This window comes from Elioraea thermophila (ex Habib et al. 2022), assembly GCF_003336755.1.
GTDB classification, from domain to species: domain Bacteria; phylum Pseudomonadota; class Alphaproteobacteria; order Acetobacterales; family Acetobacteraceae; genus Elioraea; species Elioraea thermophila.
This window is the reverse complement of record NZ_QMDI01000002.1, coordinates 1,186,517-1,202,252: the sequence shown is the minus strand read 5'-3', so window position 1 is coordinate 1,202,252 and position 15,736 is coordinate 1,186,517. Positions and strand designations below refer to the sequence as shown.

The following is a 15,736-nucleotide window of genomic DNA, read 5'->3' as shown; positions in this document are numbered from 1 at the left end:
ATGGACGAAGGCCTGCGCTTCGCCATCCGCGAAGGCGGCAAGACCGTCGGCGCCGGCGTCGTCACCAAAATCCTGCAGTAAAAAAGGACGAGGGCAAGTCGACGGGCGGCTTCGGTCGCGCGCGTGCGTGACCGAAGCGGTGCCGAGAGAAGGTCGCGATGGACAACCAGAACATCCGCATCCGGCTGAAGGCCTACGATCACCGCGTGCTCGATACCTCGACGCGCGAGATCGTGAACACGGCCAAGCGCACGGGGGCACAGGTGCGGGGGCCGATCCCCTTACCGACCCGGATCGAGCGCTTCACCGTGAACCGCAGCCCGCACATCGACAAGAAGAGCCGCGAGCAGTTCGAGATCCGCACGCATCGGCGGCTGCTCGACATCGTCGACCCGACTCCGCAGACGGTGGACGCGCTGATGAAGCTCGACCTCGCCGCCGGCGTCGATGTCGAGATCAAGGTGTGAGGGTCGAGGCATGCTGCGCACAGGCGTGATCGCACGCAAGCTCGGCATGACGCGGCTGTTCGCCGAGGACGGCACGCATGTGCCGGTGACCGTGCTGGCGTTGGACGACGTGCAGGTGGTGGCGCACCGCACGGCTGAGCGTGACGGCTACACGGCGGTGCAGCTCGGTGCCGGCCGGGCGAAGGCGAAAAACCTGAGCAAGGCCGAGCGAGGTCACCTCGCGAAGGCCAAGGTCGAGCCGAAGGCGAAGCTCGTGGAGTTCCGCGTCGATCCTCAAGCCATGCCCGAGATCGGAGCGACCCTGTCCGCCTCGCACTTCGTGCCCGGCCAGCGTGTCGATGTCACCGGCACCACCAAGGGACGCGGCTTCGCGGGTGCGATGAAGCGGTGGAACTTCCGTGGGCTGGAGGCGTCGCACGGCGTGTCGATCAGCCATCGCAGCCACGGCTCGACCGGCAATCGGCAGGACCCCGGCAAGGTGTTCAAGAACAAGAAGATGGCGGGTCACTACGGGGTCGATCGCGTCACCGTGCTGAACCTCGAGGTGGCGCAGGTGGATGCCGAGCGCAACGTGATCATGGTGCGGGGTGCGGTCCCCGGCGCGCCCGGCTCTTGGGTGCTGGTGCGTGATGCGGTGAAGCGCAGCCGCCCGGCCGAGGCGCCGGTTCCGGCGGGTGTACGGGCGTGAGGGAGAGGGCGATGAAGGCTCCGGTCATCACGCTGGCGAACGAAGCGGTCGGCGAGATCGAGCTGCCCGATGCGGTGTTCGGCGCCGAACCGCGGCCGGACATCATGGCGCGCGTCGTGCACTGGCAGCTCGCCAAGCGTCGTGCCGGCACGCACAAGACGAAGGGCATGGGCGAGGTCAGCGGCACGACCAAGAAGCCCTGGAAGCAGAAGGGCACCGGCCGGGCCCGTCAGGGCTCGCTGCGCAGCCCGCAGTTCCGCAAGGGTGGCGTCGTGCACGGGCCGGTGGTGCGCGACCACGGCTACGATCTGCCGAAGAAGGTGCGGCGGCTTGGTCTGATTTCGGCGCTCAGCCAGAAGGCGCGCGAAGGCAAGCTCGTCGTGCTCGATCGCGCGGTGGCCGATGGCAAGACGGCCGAGCTGAAGCGCCGGGTTGCGGCGCTCGGCTGGCGGTCGGCCCTCATCGTCGACGGCACGGTGGTCGACGAAGGGTTCCGGCGCGCGGCGCGCAACATTCCGGGCCTCGACGTGCTGCCCACCATCGGCGCAAACGTCTACGACATCCTCCGGCATGACGTCGTGGCGGTGACGCGCGAGGGCGTTGCGGGTCTTGCGCAGCGGCTGGGCGTGGCGGCTGGCGGGGAGGAGGCGCGGGCATGAGCGAGGAGATGCAGGCGAAGCGGCCCGCGCGGCGCGCGGTGTCGGCCGAGCGGATGTTCTCCATCATCCGCAGCCCCGTCATCACCGAGAAGGCGACCGCGCTGTCGGCGGCGAACCAAGTGGTGTTCCGCGTGCCGCTGGACGCCACCAAGCCGGAAATCCGCACCGCCGTGGAGACGCTGTTCAACGTCAAGGTGCAGGCGGTGAACACGCTGATCGTGAAGGGCAAGGTGAAGCGATTCCGCGGCCGGCCGGGTCGGCGGTCCGATTGGAAGAAGGCGATGGTGCGCTTGGCACCCGGCTTCTCCATCGACCTGACCACCGGGCTCGCGTGACGGCGGAGGTGGTGCGATGGCATTGAAGACGTTCAAGCCGGTCACGGCGAGCCTGCGCGGGACCGTTCTCGTCGACCGCTCGGAGCTCTGGAAGGGGAAGCCTGTGAAGGGGCTGACGGTCGGCAAGGCGTCGACCGGCGGGCGCAACCATCATGGGCACATCACGGTGCGCTTCCGCGGCGGCGGGCACAAGCGCGCGTATCGCCTGGTCGACTTCAAGCGGCGAAAGTTCGACGTGCCGGCGGTGGTTCAGCGTCTCGAGTATGACCCGAACCGCTCGGCCTGGATCGCCCTGATCAAGTATGCGGATGGCGAGTTGTCCTACATCCTCGCCCCGCAGCGGCTGAAGGCGGGCGATACCGTGATCTCCGGCCAGAAGGTGGACGTGAAGCCGGGCAACGCGATGCCGCTCGCCTCCATCCCCGTCGGCACCATCGTGCACAACATCGAGATGAAGCCCGGTGCGGGCGGCAAGATCGCGCGCGCCGCCGGCACCTACGCCCAGCTCGTCGGCAAGGATGCGGGCTACGCGCAGATCAAGCTGGCTTCGGGCGAGCTTCGCGTGGTGCGCGCGGAGTGCATGGCCTCGATCGGCGCGGTGTCGAACCCCGACCACAACAACGTGCAGATCGGCAAGGCGGGGCGCAGCCGCTGGCTCGGCCGTCGTCCGCACAACCGCGGTGTGGCGATGAACCCGATCGACCATCCGCACGGCGGTGGCGAGGGCCGCACCTCGGGCGGGCGTCATCCGGTCACGCCGTGGGGCAAGCCGACCAAGGGGGCGAAGACGCGCCACAACAAGCGCACCGATCGGATGATCATCCGTCGGCGCAAGGTGACGAAGGGCTGAGGCGATGCCGCGTTCGGTTTGGAAAGGCCCGTTCGTGGACGGATACCTGCTGGCCAAGGCGGAGGCCGTGCGCGCCTCGGGGCGCAACGAGATCATCAAGACCTGGTCGCGTCGGTCCACGATCATGCCGCAGTTCGTCGGGCTGACCTTCGGTGTCTACAACGGCCGCAAGTTCATCCCCGTGCAGGTGACGGAGGCGATGGTCGGCCACAAGCTCGGCGAATTCGCGCCGACCCGGACCTTCACCGGGCACGCGGCGGACAAGAAGGCAAAGAGGGGCTGAGCGATGGGCAAGCCCGCACATCCGAGGCGTCTGGCCGACAACGAGGCGCAGGCGGTGGTGCGCAACCTCCGCGTCTCGCCGCGCAAGCTCAACCTGGTGGCGGAGATGATCCGCGGCCTGCCGGCGTCAGAGGCGCGCGCCGCGCTCACCTTCTCGAAGCGTCGCATCGCGCATGCCGTGCGCAAGGCGCTCGATTCGGCGATCGCCAATGCGGAGAACAACCACGGGCTCGACGTCGATCGGCTGACGGTGCGCGAGGCGACGGTCGGGCGGAGCGTGGTGATGAAGCGGTTTCATGCCCGCGGCCGCGGCCGTGCGGCGCGCGTGGAGAAGTGGTTCAGCCATCTGACGATCGTGCTGCGCGAACGCCCGCAAGGTGAGGCGGCGGCGAAGGGGAGGGGCTGAGATGGGGCAGAAGGTCAACCCGATCGGGCTCAGGATCGGCATCAACCGCACCTGGGACAGCCGCTGGTTCGCCGACAAGGACTACGCCAAGCTGCTGCACGAGGACCTGAAGCTGCGCAGCTTCCTGCGCGAGAAGCTGGCGCAGGCCGGGGTGTCGCGGGTGGTAGTCGAGCGGCCGGCGAAGAAGCCGCGCGTCACCATCTACGCCGCCCGGCCCGGGGTGGTGATCGGCAAGAAGGGTCAGGACATCGAGAAGCTGCGCCAGGAGCTGAAGGCGCTCGCCGGCGGCGAGGTGCAGCTCAACATCGTCGAGATCCGCAAGCCCGAGCTCGACGCCCTGTTGGTGGCGGAGAACATCGCCCAGCAGCTGGAGCGGCGCGTCTCCTTCCGCCGGGCGATGAAGCGGGCGGTGCAGTCCGCGATGCGGCTGGGCGCCCAGGGCATTCGCATCAACTGCTCGGGGCGTCTGGGCGGGGCGGAGATCGCGCGCATGGAGTGGTACCGCGAGGGGCGGGTGCCGCTGCACACGTTGCGGGCGGACATCGATTTCGGCCGGGCGACCGCGAAGACGACGTACGGCACCTGCGGCGTCAAGGTGTGGGTGTTCAAGGGCGAGATCATGGCGCACGACCCGATGGCGGTCGACAAGCGGCTGGCCGAGCAGGCGCCGCAGCGCTGACGGAACGGGCAGGACGGAGAGGACGCCGGACGAGGATCTGCACGAAGCGCGGATGGCGGGGGATGGTGCGGGCAACCGTGCGACCTCTCTCGCGTGAGCCCCGTGCGCCGGATCCGGTGGAGCGGAAACGACGACGATGCTGCAGCCGAAGAAAACGAAGTGGCGCAAGGCCCACAAGGGCCGGATCCACGGCATGGCGAAGGGGGGTACGAGCCTCAATTTCGGCTCGTACGGTCTGAAGGCGCTCGAGCCGGAGCGGGTGACCGCGCGGCAGATCGAGGCGGCGCGTCGTGCCATCACGCGTCAGATGAAGCGTCAGGGGCGCGTCTGGATCCGCATCTTCCCGGACGTGCCGGTGTCGCGGAAGCCCGCCGAAGTGCGCATGGGCTCCGGCAAGGGAAGCCCGGAGTTCTGGGTCTGCCGCGTCAAGCCGGGCCGGATCATGTTCGAGCTCGACGGCGTGTCGCCGGAGGTTGCGCGCACGGCGCTCGAGCTCGCTGCCGCCAAGTTGCCGATCAAGACCAAGATCGTCACGCGGATCGGGTTGGAGGGCTGAGGCGATGACGAAGCCTGCGGAGCTCAGGGCGAAGACCGTGGACGAGCTGAAAGAGATGCTGATCGCGCTGAGGCGCGAGCAGTTCAACCTGCGGTTCCAGCGCGCGACCGGCCAGCTCGAGGCGACGAGCCGGATCCGCGCCGTGCGCCGCGACATCGCCCGCATCAAGACGCTGTTGACCGAGCGCGCGCGCGCCGCGTCCGGCCAGGCCGCCTGAGCGGGAGGAGGGATAGGGTCATGCCCAAGCGCGTGCTCACCGGGCGCGTGGTCAGCGACAAGATGGACAAGACCGTGACGGTGCTTGTCGAGCGTCGCGTCATGCACCCGCTGTACAAGAAGTTCATCCGCCGATCGAAGAAGTACGCCGCGCACGACGAGGCGAACCTTTGCCGCGAGGGTGACACGGTGCGCATCGAGGAGTGCCGCCCGATCAGCAAGCGCAAGACCTGGGTGGTGATCGAGCGCAACGGCGAGGCAGTCGCTCCCGTTCTGCCCGAGCTGCGCTGAGGGGAGGGGCCGATGATCCATCCCGAAACGAATCTCGACGTCGCCGACAACTCGGGGGCCCGGCGGGTGCAGTGCATCAAGGTGCTCGGTGGGTCGAAGCGCAAGACGGCCTCGGTCGGCGACGTGATCGTCGTCTCGGTCAAGGAGGCGATCCCGAAGGGCAAGGTGAAGAAGGGCGACGTGCACCACGCCGTCATCGTGCGCACGGCGTATCCGGTGCGCCGTCCGGACGGCAGCGCCATCCGCTTCGATCGCAACGCCGCGGTGCTGATCAACAAGCAGATGGAGCCGATCGGCACGCGCATCTTCGGCCCGGTCGTGCGCGAACTGCGGGCGAAGAAGTTCATGAAGATCATCTCGCTCGCCCCGGAGGTGCTTTGAGATGGCGGCGAAGATCCGCAAGGGCGACCGCGTCGAGGTGATCGCGGGCGCCGACAAGGGCAAGCGCGGCGAGGTGCTGAAGGTGCTGCCGCGCGAGAACCGGGCCGTGGTGCAGGGAGTGGCGGTGCGCAAGCGTCACCAGAAGCCGCGCGGGCTCGGCCAGCCCGGCGGCATCGTGGAGAAGGAGGCGCCCGTCCATCTCTCCAACCTGATGCTGATCGACCCGAAGACGGATCGCCCGACGCGCGTCGGCTTCCGCATCCTCGAGGATGGCCGGAAGGTTCGCGTGGCGAAGGTCTCGGGCGAGGTGATCGATTCGTGAGCGAGACGGCCATGTCCGAGGAGAAGACCACGCAGCAGGCGCGGCCGAAGCCCCGCCTGCAGCAGCACTACGAGACGGTGGTGCGCGAGCTTCTGGTGAAGGAGTTCGGCTACAAGAACCCCTTCGAGGTGCCGAAGCTCGAGAAGATCGTCATCAACATGGGCGTGGGCGAGGCGGTCGCCGATCAGAAGAAGCTCGACTCGGCGGTGGCCGAACTCGCCCTGATCGCCGGCCAGAAGCCGGTGAAGACGCGGGCGAAGAAGGCGATCGCGGGCTTCAAGATCCGGGCCGGGATGCCGATCGGGGCGAAGGTGACGCTGAGGCGGGCGCGGATGTACGAGTTCCTCGATCGTCTGATCACCATCGCCCTGCCGCGGGTGCGCGACTTCCGCGGCCTGCCCGGCAACAAGGGGTTCGACGGGCGCGGCAACTACGCGATGGGGCTGAAGGAACAGATCGTCTTCCCCGAGATCAACTACGACAAGGTCGACAAGATCCGGGGCATGGACATCATCATCTGCACGACGGCGAAGACGGACAAGGAGGCCAAGGCGTTGCTGAAGGCCTTCTCGATGCCGTTCGTCAACTGAGGAAGCGGGCTTCGGAAGACCACCGGCGGGTGCCGGCAGGTCCGGAGGAACAGGACGCATGGCGAAGACATCGGCGATCGAGCGCAACAAAAAGCGGGAGCGGATGAGCAAGCGCGACGCGGCGAAGCGTGCCGCGCTGAAGGCGATCATCCGCAACAAGGAGACCTCCCCCGAGGAGCGTTTCGCCGCCATGCTGAAACTGGCCGAGATGCCGCGGAACGGCGCGGCGGTGCGCGTGCGGCTGCGCTGCGAGCTCACTGGGCGACCGCGCGGCAACTACCGCAAGTTCAAGCTCTGCCGTGTGATGCTGCGCGAGCTCGCCTCGCAGGGGCAAATCCCCGGCATGATCAAGGCGTCGTGGTGAGGAGGTGACGAGGTGAGCCTGTCCGATCCCCTCGGTGACATGATCACGCGCATCCGCAATGCGCAGCGCGCCCGCCGCACCACGACGCGCGCGCCGGCCTCCAAGCTGCACATGAACGTGCTGGAAGTGCTCAAGCGCGAGGGCTTCATCCGCGGCTACCGCGTGATCGAGGTCCGGCCGAACGTGCGCGAGCTCGAGATCGAATTGAAGTATTCCGAGGGCGAACCGGTGATCAAGGAGATCACCCGCGTGTCCACCCCAGGGCGCCGCGTGTACTCCAAGATCAAGGAGCTGCCCCGCGTCTACAACGGGCTCGGGGTGTCGATCCTGTCCACGCCGCGGGGCGTGATGAGTGACGCGGAAGCACGCGCCGCCAATGTCGGCGGTGAAGTGCTCTGCCGCGTGTTCTGAGGCGGGAGGGGACGATGTCGCGTGTCGGCAAGTATCCCGTGCCTGTGCCGGCGGGTGTGACGGTCGCCATCGCGAACCGCGTGCTTACGGCGAAGGGCAAGCTCGGCGAACTGAAGCTTCCGCTGCACGACGAGGTGGAGGCCTCGGTCGAGAACAACGCCGTGGTGGTCAAGCCACGCACCGAGTCGAAGCGAGCGCGCGCGATGTGGGGAACCACGCGCAGCCTGGTCGCCGGCATGGTGAAGGGCGTGAGCGCGGGTTACGCCAAGGCGCTCGAGATCAACGGCACCGGCTTCCGCGCCGCGGTGCAGGGAAAGGACCTCGTGCTCAACCTCGGCTTCAGCCACGAGGTCCGCTACTCCGTCCCGCCCGGCATCAAGATCACCTGCGAGAAGCCGACCTCGATCAGGATCGAGGGGATCGACAAGCGCCTCGTCGGTCAGGTTGCGGCGGAGATTCGCGCGCTGCGCCCGCCCGAGCCCTACAAGGGCAAGGGGATCAAGTACGAGGACGAGACGATCCTGCGCAAAGAGGGCAAGAAGAAGTAAGCCATGGCGAACCGTCTCGATGCGAAAGAGCGGCGCAAGGCGCGTTTGCGCTACCAGCTCCGGCTCAAGGGCGGCGGGCGGCCGAGGCTCTCGGTCTTCCGCTCCTCGAAGCATATCTACGCTCAGGTCATCGACGACAGCGTGGGGCGGACGCTGGCGGCCGCCTCCTCGCTCGACCCCGAGCTTCGCGCGAGCCTGCGCACGGGTGCGGACAAGGCGGCGGCGGCGGCGGTCGGCCGCCTGGTGGCTGAGCGGGCGAAGGCCGCCGGCGTGACCAAGGTCGTGTTCGACCGCGGTGCGTATCTCTATCACGGGCGGGTGCGCGCGCTGGCGGATGCGGCGCGCGAAGGCGGGCTCGAGTTCTGAGCGCGCCGGAAGGGAATCGACAGCATGGCACGTGAACCGAAGGAAGGCCGCGAGCGGGCCGAGCGTCGCGAGCGGGAGGGCGAGGAGCTCGTCGACAAGCTGGTCGCCATCAACCGCGTGGCCAAGGTGGTGAAAGGCGGGCGGCGTTTCTCCTTCGCCGCGCTCGTCGTGGTGGGCGACAAGAAGGGTCGCGTCGGCATGGGCAGCGGCAAGGCGCGCGAGGTGCCGGAGGCGATCCGCAAGGCGACCGATGCGGCGAAGCGGTCGATGATCCGCATTCCGATGCGCGAGGGCCGCACCCTGCACCATGATGTCGAGGGCCATTTCGGCTCCGGCAAGGTGGTGCTGCGCTCTGCCCCGCCCGGCACGGGCATCATCGCCGGCGGCCCGATGCGCGCCGTGTTCGAGACCATGGGCATCGGCGACGTGGTGGCGAAGTCGCTCGGCACGAACAATCCGCACAACGTGGTGAAGGCGACCTTCGCCGCGCTCAGGCGTGTGCAGAGCCCGCGCGCGGTGGCCGCACGGCGCGGCAAGAAGGTGTCGGAGATCCTCGGCCGCCGGCCTGAGGCGGCGGAGGCACGGGAGGGTGCCGATGGCTGAAGCGACGGCGAAAGCGGCCGATGGGGCCGCCGGTGGGGCGCGGCTGCGCGTCACCCAGATCGCGAGCCCGATCAAGCGCAAGGGCGATCAGCGCGCGACCCTGATCGGGCTTGGGCTGAACAAGATGCACCGCACGCGGGAGCTGCCGGACACGCCGGCGGTGCGCGGCATGATCCGCAAGGTGGCGCATCTGGTCGAGGTCGAGGAGATCCGCGCCTGACGTCGGCCCGAGAGGGACGACGGCAGTGACGCGGCGGAGTGGACGGCGATGAAGCTCAACGAACTGCGCGACAATCCGGGCGCGCGGCGGAAGTTCAAGCGTGTCGGCCGGGGCATCGGCTCCGGCAAGGGGAAGACCTGCGGGCGCGGCGTGAAGGGCCAGAAGGCACGCACCGGCGTGGCGCTGAACGGGTTCGAAGGGGGGCAGCTGCCGATCTATCGCCGCCTGCCGAAGCGCGGCTTCAACCCGCTGACGCGCACCGAGTACAGCCCGGTCAATCTCGGCCGGATCGAGGCGGCGATCGAGGCAGGCCGGATCGACCCCACGCAGCCGATCGACGAGGCCGTGCTGCGTGCGGCAGGCCTGGTGCGCAAGGGCAAGCATGCGGGCGTACGTCTGCTCGCCACCGGTCGTGTCAGTCGACCGCTGACGATTTCCGTCACCTCCGCCTCGGCTGCGGCGGTGGCAGCGGTGGAAGCGGCGGGCGGCACCGTCAGGACGGCTGCCGTGGCCGCAGCGCCGGCAGGCCAGGCGAGCTGACGGTACCGCGTTCCGCGGTCGACAGGTCGGTGCCGCGTGGCCGCGCGGCAGCCCCGTGCCGGCGCGACTGGGGGGGACGCGGCCGTGATCGCGCAGGTGCTGCGGCACGTCTTGATCGCGCGCCCGGTCCGTGGGCACTGTCCGGCCCGCGGTTGCCCGACCGGTGATCTGAGAGAGCGGAGCGTCCATGGCCTCGGCCGCTGAACAACTCGCCGCCAGCCTCAACTTCGGCGCCTTCGCCAAGGCGACCGAACTGAAGAAGCGGATCTGGTTCACCCTCGGGGTGCTGATCGTCTACCGCATCGGCACCTACATCCCCGTCCCCGGCATCGATGCGGCGGTGATGGCCGAACTCGTGCGCGCGCATGGCGGCGGCATCCTCGGCATGTTCGACATGTTCACGGGGGGCGCGCTCGGGCGGATGACCGTGTTCGCCCTCAACATCATGCCCTACATCTCGGCCGCCATCATCATGCAGCTGATGACGGCGGCCTCGCCCACTCTCGAGGCGCTGAAGAAGGAGGGCGAGCAGGGGCGGAAGAAACTCAACCAGTATACGCGCTACCTCACGGTGCTGATCGCGACCGTGCAGGCCTACGGCATCGCGGTCGGGCTCGAGAGCGTGCGCGGCACGGTCGGCCCCGCCGTGCCGGAGCCGGGTTTCTTCTTCCGCTTCTCGGCGGTGGTCACCCTCGTCGGCGGCACGATGTTCCTGATGTGGCTCGGCGAGCAGATCACCGCGCGGGGGGTGGGCAACGGCATCTCGCTGATCATCTTCGCCGGCATCGTCGCCAACCTGCCTTCGGCGCTGGCCGCCACGCTGGAACTGGGCCGCACGGGGGCGATCAGCACCTTCGTGCTGTTGTTTCTGATGATCATGGCGGTGGCGGTGATCGCGGCGGTGGTGTTCGTCGAGCGCGCGCAGCGGCGGATCGTCGTGCAGTATCCGAAGCGCCAGGTCGGCAACCGCATGTTCGGTGGCGATTCCACCCACCTGCCGCTGAAGATCAACACCGCCGGCGTGATCCCGCCGATCTTCGCCTCTTCCCTGCTCCTGCTGCCGGTGACCATCGCCGGCTTCTCGGGCGACGGCGGGCCGGAGTGGCTGCAGCCGATCACCTCGGCGCTGGCGCACGGCCAGCCGGCCTACATGCTGCTCTACGCCGCCCTGATCATCTTCTTCGCCTACTTCTACACCGCGGTGGTGTTCAACCCGGTGGAGACGGCGGACAACCTGAAAAAGTACGGCGGCTTCATCCCCGGAATCCGACCGGGCCAGAACACGGCGGAGTATTTCGACTACGTGCTGACGCGGCTGACCACGGTGGGCGCCATCTATCTCGTCGCCGTCTGTCTGCTGCCCGAGTTCCTGATCGCGCGCTACGCGGTGCCGTTCTACTTCGGCGGCACCTCGCTGCTCATCATCGTCACGGTGACGATCGACACCGTGGCGCAGATCCAGTCGCACCTGATCGCGCACCAGTACGAGGGTCTCATCAAGAAGGCCCGGCTGAAGGGGGTGAAACGATGAACCTGATCCTGCTCGGGCCGCCGGGGGCGGGCAAGGGCACGCAGGCGAAGCGGCTGGAGGCGGCGCACGGCATCGCGCAGATCTCCACCGGCGACATGCTGCGGGCCGAGGTGGCGTCCGGCTCGCCGATCGGGCAGCAGGCGAAGGCGATCATGGAGGCGGGCCAGCTGGTGCCGGATGCCCTGATCACCGAGATGCTGGCGAAGCGGATCGAGGCACCGGACTGCGCCAAGGGGTTCATCCTGGACGGGTTTCCCCGCACCCTCGCCCAGGCCGAGGCGCTGGATGCCATGCTCGCGGCGAAAGGCAAGTCGCTCGACAAGGTGATCGAACTGAAGGTGGACGACGCCGCACTGGTGGCGCGCATCGCCGGCCGCTTCGCTTGCGCCAAGTGCGGGGCCGGCTACCACGACACGTTCAAGCGCCCCAAGGTGGAGGGGGTGTGCGACGTCTGCGGAGCGACGGAGTTCACGCGCCGGGCCGACGACCGGGCGGAAACGGTCTCCGCCCGGCTCGAGGCCTACCACAAGCAGACGGCACCTTTGCTTCCCTACTACGCCGCCCGCGGCAAGCTCGCCACCGTGGACGGGATGGCGGAGATGGACGAGGTGACGCGGCAGATCGAAGCCGTGCTTGCGGCGTGAAGCGGGCGTGAAGGCCGGAAGGGCGGCTGAGATGATCGCGGGGCGGCTGCGCAGGAAGCGGCGTTGACAGGGGCTCGCCGGCCCGTATAGTCCCGCGCTCCGGCGGCCGATTGGCCGCTGTTGCCGTTTGCACTGGAACGCGTGGCGATGCCCCGGCCCGAGGCGTCGTCATGGGGCGCGCGGCCCCGAGAACGCCGCGCATCGGGCCGAGGGGCTGGAGTTCGGACGTGGCGCGCATCGCCGGTGTCAACATTCCGACCAACAAGCGCGTGACCATCTCGCTGCGCTACATCTACGGCATCGGGCCGAAGAAGGCGCAGGAAATCTGCGATGCTCTGAACATTCCGCCCGAGCGTCGCGTGAACGAGCTCACCGACGAGGAGATCCTGCGCATCCGCGAACTGATCGACCGCAACTATCGCGTGGAGGGCGACCTCCGCCGCGAGGTGGCGATGAACATCAAGCGGCTGATGGATCTCGGCTGCTATCGGGGCTTGCGTCATCGCAAGGGCCTGCCGGTGCGCGGCCAGCGGACGCACACCAACGCCCGGACGCGCAAGGGCAAGGCGGTGCCGATCGCCGGCAAGAAGAAGGTCACGAAGTGATCGCTCGACCGCTTCTCTTTGCCTGAAACTCAAACGATCCCGATCCGGAACCGATCATGGCCAAGCAAGCCACTGCAGCCCGCCCGCGCAAGAAGGAACGCAAGAACATCACTTCCGGCGTGGCGCATGTGAACGCCTCGTTCAACAATACGATGGTGACCATCACCGACGCCCAAGGCAACACCATCGCCTGGTCATCGGCCGGCATGATGGGCTTCAAGGGCAGCCGCAAGTCGACCCCCTATGCAGCCCAGGTCGCCGCCGAGGACGCCGGCCGCAAGGCGCGCGAACACGGGATGGAGGTGCTCGAGGTCGAGGTGTCGGGTCCCGGATCCGGCCGCGAGAGCGCCCTGCGCGCGCTGCAGGCGGTCGGCTTTCAGATCACCGCGATCCGCGACGTCACCCCGATCCCGCACAACGGCTGCCGGCCGCGCAAGCGCCGTCGGGTCTGATCGGAGAGAGCGTCGGGAATCGCGGCTCCGTTCCGCGCTTCGGCTCGGCGCAGGAACGGCACGTAGACGGAGCGATATCTTCGCCACCGAGCCGCTGGGGCGAATGGCACGAAAGGTTCTGGCCGTGCTGCAGAGGAATTGGCAATCGCTGATCAAGCCCGCCAAGCTCGACATCGAGCTCGGGCACGATCCCAACCGGATCGCGACCGTCGTCGCCGAACCACTGGAGCGCGGCTTCGGCGTCACGCTCGGCAATGCGTTGCGTCGCGTGCTGCTCTCCTCGCTGCAGGGGGCGGCGGTGACGGCGGTGCAGATCGATGGCGTGCTGCACGAGTTCAGCTCGATCGCGGGTGTGCGCGAGGACGTCACCGACATCGTGCTGAACATCAAGCAGCTCGCCATCCGGATGCATTCTGAGGGCCCGCGGCGGATGACGCTGTCAGCGACGGGCCCTGGCGAGGTGCGCGCGGGTCAGATCCAGACCAGCGCCGACATCGAGATCCTCAACCCCGATCTCGTGCTGTGCACGCTCGATGACGGCGCGAAGCTCGGCATCGAGTTCACGGTGAATCTCGGCAAGGGCTACGTGCCGGCCTCCGAGAATCGGGCCGAGGACGCTCCGATCGGCCTCATTCCGATCGACGCGATCTACTCGCCGGTTCGCCGTGTGGCCTACAAGGTGGAGCCGACGCGCGTGGGGCAGGTGACGAACTACGACCGCCTCGTGCTGACAGTGGAGACGAACGGCACCGTGACGCCGGAGGATGCGGTGGCGCTCGCCGCGCGCATCCTGCAGGACCAGCTGCAGCTCTTCATCAACTTCGAGGAGCCGCGCCAGGTCACGCACGAGGAGGCGCGCGAGGAGCTGCCGTTCAACCGCAACCTCCTGCGCAAGGTCGACGAGCTCGAGCTCTCCGTGCGCTCGGCGAACTGCCTGAAGAACGACAACATCGTCTACATCGGCGACCTCGTGCAGAAGACCGAGCAGGAAATGCTGCGCACGCCGAACTTCGGGCGGAAGTCGCTGAACGAGATCAAGGAAGTCCTGGCGGCGATGGGCTTGAGCCTCGGCATGACGATCCCGGGCTGGCCGCCCGAGAACATCGAGGAGCTGGCCAAGAAGCTCGAGCAGGAGCCGTTCTGAGCGTTTGAGGAGAGAGGACGATGCGCCACCGTGTCGGCGGCCGCAAACTCGGCGTCACCAGCAGCCATCGTGCGGCGATGTTCCGCAACCTCGCGGTCGCGTTGTTCAAGCACGAGCAGATCACCACCACCCTGCCCAAGGCGAAGGCGCTTCGCCCCTATGCCGAGAAGCTGATCACGCTGGGCAAGCGGGGCGGCTTGCACGCGCGCCGTCAGGCCTACGCCCAGCTGCGTGACGATGCGATCGTCGCGAAGCTGTTCGGTCCTCTGGCCGAGCGCTACGGCTCCCGCCCCGGCGGCTACACCCGCGTGCTGAAGGCCGGCTTCCGCTACGGCGACATGGCGCCGATGGCGGTGATCGAGCTCGTCGAGCGTGATCCTTCCGCCAAGGGACAGGACAGCGGGCCGAAGCCCGAGCCGCGCGAGGAGGAGACCGAGGAGGAGAAGGAGGACTGAGTCCTTCCCTCGGGTGGATGCGCGAAGGGGGCCTTGCAGCCCCCTTCGTTTTGCCACGTGCCCGTGTCCGCCGGTCAGTCGGCGGTGATGTTGGCTTCGCGTACCAGCACCGCCATCGCCTCGCGTCCCTCTCGGACGAAGCGGGCGAAGTCACGCGGCGCGGAGCCGACCGGCACGGCGCCGAGCTGATCGAGACGCGAGCGGATCGGTTCCTCCGCCAGCACCTTGGCGAGTTCCGCGTGCAACCGGTCGACGATGGCGGCCGGCGTGCCGGCAGGGGCGAAGAGCCCGACCCACTCGCTGACGTCGAAGCCCGGGAAGCCGCTTTCCGCCAGCGTCGGAACGTCCGGAAAGGCTGGCAGGCGCTGCGGAATGGTCAACGCCAGCATGCGGGCGCGGCCGGCTTCGACCACGGGTCGCGTCGACAGAACGGTGATCAACGTCCCGTCCAGCGTTCCCCCGGCGAGGTCGCGCGCGGCGGCCGCTCCGCCGCGGTAGGAGACGTGGGTGAACTTGACGCCAGCGGATCGTTCGAGTTGCGCAAGGGCCAAATGGCCCGCGGTCGCATTGCCCTGGGTGCCGATGCTGATCTCGCCCGGCCTCCGTCGCGCCGCCTCCAGGAGCTCGCCGATTGTCCGCGCCGGGAAGTCGGCCTTCACCGAGATGGCCTGTGGAAAGGTCGCGACCAGGCTGATCGGGGTGAAGGCGGTGGCGTAGTCGAACGGCAGGTTCCGCAGCAGCGACGGGTTCACGATGTGCGAGGAGGCATCGTAGAGCAGCGTGTAGCCGTCCGGAGCCGACTGGGCCACCGCCGCGCCGCCGATCGAGCCCGAAGCCCCCGTGCGGTTCTCGACCACGAAGGTGGTGCCGAGAAGCTCGCCCAAGCGCGGGAGGATGGTGCGAGCGGAACTGTCCGCCGCACCCCCGGCGGCGAACGGCACGATGACGCGGATCGGCTTCACCGGCCAAGCCTGGGCGCGCGCGGTGCGGGGCAGCGCGAAAGCGAGCGGGGCAGCGAGCAGGGCGCGACGAGCAAGCCGCATGACGTGGTCCTCCGATTTCGATCCGTTGCGGTGATCTGACCTGCGACGGTGGAGGCTGTCCAGAGGCGAGCCCGTCTTGCGCCCGCGC

General features: G+C 68.3%; 29 protein-coding genes. 28 read left to right on the top strand and 1 reads right to left on the bottom strand.

What is annotated here, in order from left to right:
• The 28 genes from DWB05_RS07515 to rplQ all read left to right on the top strand — a co-directional run.
• Positions 1 to 81, top strand: an 81-nt coding sequence (locus DWB05_RS07515) for an EF-Tu C-terminal domain-related protein (RefSeq protein WP_157967124.1), incomplete at its 5' end; no start/stop codon positions are given.
• A 77-nt stretch (positions 82 to 158) separates the two neighbouring features.
• Complete coding sequence (gene rpsJ / locus DWB05_RS07510; RefSeq protein ID WP_114376492.1) at positions 159 to 467, top strand: 30S ribosomal protein S10; 309 nt, start codon at positions 159 to 161, stop codon at positions 465 to 467.
• Positions 468 to 480: 13 nt separating this feature from the next.
• The gene (rplC, locus tag DWB05_RS07505; RefSeq protein ID WP_114376609.1) at positions 481 to 1,155 is read left to right on the top strand and encodes a 50S ribosomal protein L3; all 675 of its coding nucleotides are present in this window, start codon (positions 481 to 483) and stop codon (positions 1,153 to 1,155) included.
• Positions 1,156 to 1,166: 11 nt separating this feature from the next.
• The gene (rplD, locus tag DWB05_RS07500; protein ID WP_114376491.1) at positions 1,167 to 1,814 is read left to right on the top strand and encodes a 50S ribosomal protein L4; all 648 of its coding nucleotides are present in this window, start codon (positions 1,167 to 1,169) and stop codon (positions 1,812 to 1,814) included.
• 38 nt (positions 1,815 to 1,852) lie between these two features.
• Positions 1,853 to 2,149, top strand: a complete 297-nt coding sequence (locus DWB05_RS07495) for a 50S ribosomal protein L23 (RefSeq protein WP_456298227.1) — start codon at positions 1,853 to 1,855, stop codon at positions 2,147 to 2,149.
• Positions 2,150 to 2,165: 16 nt separating this feature from the next.
• A complete protein-coding gene (gene rplB, locus DWB05_RS07490) occupies positions 2,166 to 2,999 on the top strand; it encodes a 50S ribosomal protein L2 (RefSeq protein WP_114376489.1) in 834 nt (277 codons plus the stop codon).
• Positions 3,000 to 3,003: 4 nt separating this feature from the next.
• On the top strand, positions 3,004 to 3,282 hold the full coding sequence (gene rpsS / locus DWB05_RS07485) for a 30S ribosomal protein S19 (protein WP_114376488.1): 279 nt from the start codon (positions 3,004 to 3,006) through the stop codon (positions 3,280 to 3,282).
• 3 nt (positions 3,283 to 3,285) lie between these two features.
• The gene (gene rplV / locus DWB05_RS07480; RefSeq protein WP_114376487.1) at positions 3,286 to 3,687 is read left to right on the top strand and encodes a 50S ribosomal protein L22; all 402 of its coding nucleotides are present in this window, start codon (positions 3,286 to 3,288) and stop codon (positions 3,685 to 3,687) included.
• Between the two features lies 1 nt (position 3,688).
• Entirely contained in the window at positions 3,689 to 4,366 is a 678-nt protein-coding gene (gene rpsC, locus DWB05_RS07475) for a 30S ribosomal protein S3 (RefSeq protein WP_114376486.1), read from the top strand.
• A gap of 136 nt (positions 4,367 to 4,502) precedes the next feature.
• Positions 4,503 to 4,922 (top strand): 50S ribosomal protein L16, encoded by a 420-nt coding sequence (rplP, locus tag DWB05_RS07470; RefSeq protein WP_114376485.1) that lies wholly within the window; start codon positions 4,503 to 4,505, stop codon positions 4,920 to 4,922.
• A gap of 4 nt (positions 4,923 to 4,926) precedes the next feature.
• Positions 4,927 to 5,139, top strand: coding sequence for a 50S ribosomal protein L29 (gene rpmC / locus DWB05_RS07465; RefSeq protein WP_114376484.1), 213 nt, complete (start codon positions 4,927 to 4,929; stop codon positions 5,137 to 5,139).
• A gap of 20 nt (positions 5,140 to 5,159) precedes the next feature.
• Positions 5,160 to 5,429 carry a 30S ribosomal protein S17 gene (gene rpsQ, locus DWB05_RS07460; RefSeq protein ID WP_114376483.1) on the top strand — a complete coding sequence of 90 codons (270 nt, stop codon included), beginning with the start codon at positions 5,160 to 5,162 and terminating at the stop codon, positions 5,427 to 5,429.
• Between the two features lie 12 nt (positions 5,430 to 5,441).
• Positions 5,442 to 5,810 carry a 50S ribosomal protein L14 gene (gene rplN, locus DWB05_RS07455; RefSeq protein ID WP_114376482.1) on the top strand — a complete coding sequence of 123 codons (369 nt, stop codon included), beginning with the start codon at positions 5,442 to 5,444 and terminating at the stop codon, positions 5,808 to 5,810.
• 1 nt (position 5,811) lies between these two features.
• Positions 5,812 to 6,132: a 50S ribosomal protein L24 gene (gene rplX, locus DWB05_RS07450; protein ID WP_114376481.1), complete on the top strand. Its 321-nt coding sequence runs from the start codon at positions 5,812 to 5,814 to the stop codon at positions 6,130 to 6,132.
• Between the two features lie 11 nt (positions 6,133 to 6,143).
• Positions 6,144 to 6,722 (top strand): 50S ribosomal protein L5, encoded by a 579-nt coding sequence (gene rplE, locus DWB05_RS07445; protein ID WP_114376480.1) that lies wholly within the window; start codon positions 6,144 to 6,146, stop codon positions 6,720 to 6,722.
• Between the two features lie 58 nt (positions 6,723 to 6,780).
• On the top strand, positions 6,781 to 7,086 hold the full coding sequence (rpsN, locus tag DWB05_RS07440; protein WP_114376479.1) for a 30S ribosomal protein S14: 306 nt from the start codon (positions 6,781 to 6,783) through the stop codon (positions 7,084 to 7,086).
• A 12-nt stretch (positions 7,087 to 7,098) separates the two neighbouring features.
• Positions 7,099 to 7,497, top strand: a complete 399-nt coding sequence (gene rpsH, locus DWB05_RS07435; protein ID WP_114376478.1) for a 30S ribosomal protein S8 — start codon at positions 7,099 to 7,101, stop codon at positions 7,495 to 7,497.
• A 14-nt stretch (positions 7,498 to 7,511) separates the two neighbouring features.
• Entirely contained in the window at positions 7,512 to 8,045 is a 534-nt protein-coding gene (rplF, locus tag DWB05_RS07430; protein WP_114376477.1) for a 50S ribosomal protein L6, read from the top strand.
• Between the two features lie 3 nt (positions 8,046 to 8,048).
• Positions 8,049 to 8,411, top strand: a complete 363-nt coding sequence (rplR, locus tag DWB05_RS07425; protein WP_114376476.1) for a 50S ribosomal protein L18 — start codon at positions 8,049 to 8,051, stop codon at positions 8,409 to 8,411.
• Positions 8,412 to 8,435: 24 nt separating this feature from the next.
• On the top strand, positions 8,436 to 9,014 hold the full coding sequence (rpsE, locus tag DWB05_RS07420) for a 30S ribosomal protein S5 (protein WP_114376475.1): 579 nt from the start codon (positions 8,436 to 8,438) through the stop codon (positions 9,012 to 9,014).
• Positions 9,007 to 9,234 carry a 50S ribosomal protein L30 gene (rpmD, locus tag DWB05_RS07415; RefSeq protein WP_114376474.1) on the top strand — a complete coding sequence of 76 codons (228 nt, stop codon included), beginning with the start codon at positions 9,007 to 9,009 and terminating at the stop codon, positions 9,232 to 9,234. Before rpsE ends, rpmD begins: the two co-directional genes overlap by 8 nt.
• Positions 9,235 to 9,282: 48 nt before the next feature.
• Entirely contained in the window at positions 9,283 to 9,774 is a 492-nt protein-coding gene (gene rplO / locus DWB05_RS07410) for a 50S ribosomal protein L15 (RefSeq protein WP_114376473.1), read from the top strand.
• Between the two features lie 187 nt (positions 9,775 to 9,961).
• Positions 9,962 to 11,305 carry a preprotein translocase subunit SecY gene (secY, locus tag DWB05_RS07405; RefSeq protein ID WP_114376472.1) on the top strand — a complete coding sequence of 448 codons (1,344 nt, stop codon included), beginning with the start codon at positions 9,962 to 9,964 and terminating at the stop codon, positions 11,303 to 11,305.
• Positions 11,302 to 11,949, top strand: a complete 648-nt coding sequence (locus DWB05_RS07400; protein WP_114376471.1) for an adenylate kinase — start codon at positions 11,302 to 11,304, stop codon at positions 11,947 to 11,949. Before secY ends, DWB05_RS07400 begins: the two co-directional genes overlap by 4 nt.
• Positions 11,950 to 12,176: 227 nt before the next feature.
• A complete protein-coding gene (gene rpsM, locus DWB05_RS07395; protein WP_114376470.1) occupies positions 12,177 to 12,554 on the top strand; it encodes a 30S ribosomal protein S13 in 378 nt (125 codons plus the stop codon).
• Between the two features lie 56 nt (positions 12,555 to 12,610).
• A complete protein-coding gene (gene rpsK / locus DWB05_RS07390) occupies positions 12,611 to 13,006 on the top strand; it encodes a 30S ribosomal protein S11 (protein ID WP_114376469.1) in 396 nt (131 codons plus the stop codon).
• Between the two features lie 103 nt (positions 13,007 to 13,109).
• Positions 13,110 to 14,150 (top strand): DNA-directed RNA polymerase subunit alpha, encoded by a 1,041-nt coding sequence (locus DWB05_RS07385; protein ID WP_114376468.1) that lies wholly within the window; start codon positions 13,110 to 13,112, stop codon positions 14,148 to 14,150.
• Between the two features lie 20 nt (positions 14,151 to 14,170).
• The gene (gene rplQ, locus DWB05_RS07380; RefSeq protein WP_114376467.1) at positions 14,171 to 14,605 is read left to right on the top strand and encodes a 50S ribosomal protein L17; all 435 of its coding nucleotides are present in this window, start codon (positions 14,171 to 14,173) and stop codon (positions 14,603 to 14,605) included.
• A gap of 74 nt (positions 14,606 to 14,679) precedes the next feature.
• Here the strand turns inward: rplQ and DWB05_RS07375 are convergent, their stop codons facing one another.
• The gene (locus tag DWB05_RS07375) at positions 14,680 to 15,648 is read right to left on the bottom strand and encodes a Bug family tripartite tricarboxylate transporter substrate binding protein (protein WP_114376466.1); all 969 of its coding nucleotides are present in this window, start codon (positions 15,646 to 15,648) and stop codon (positions 14,680 to 14,682) included.
• Positions 15,649 to 15,736 lie beyond the last annotated feature (88 nt).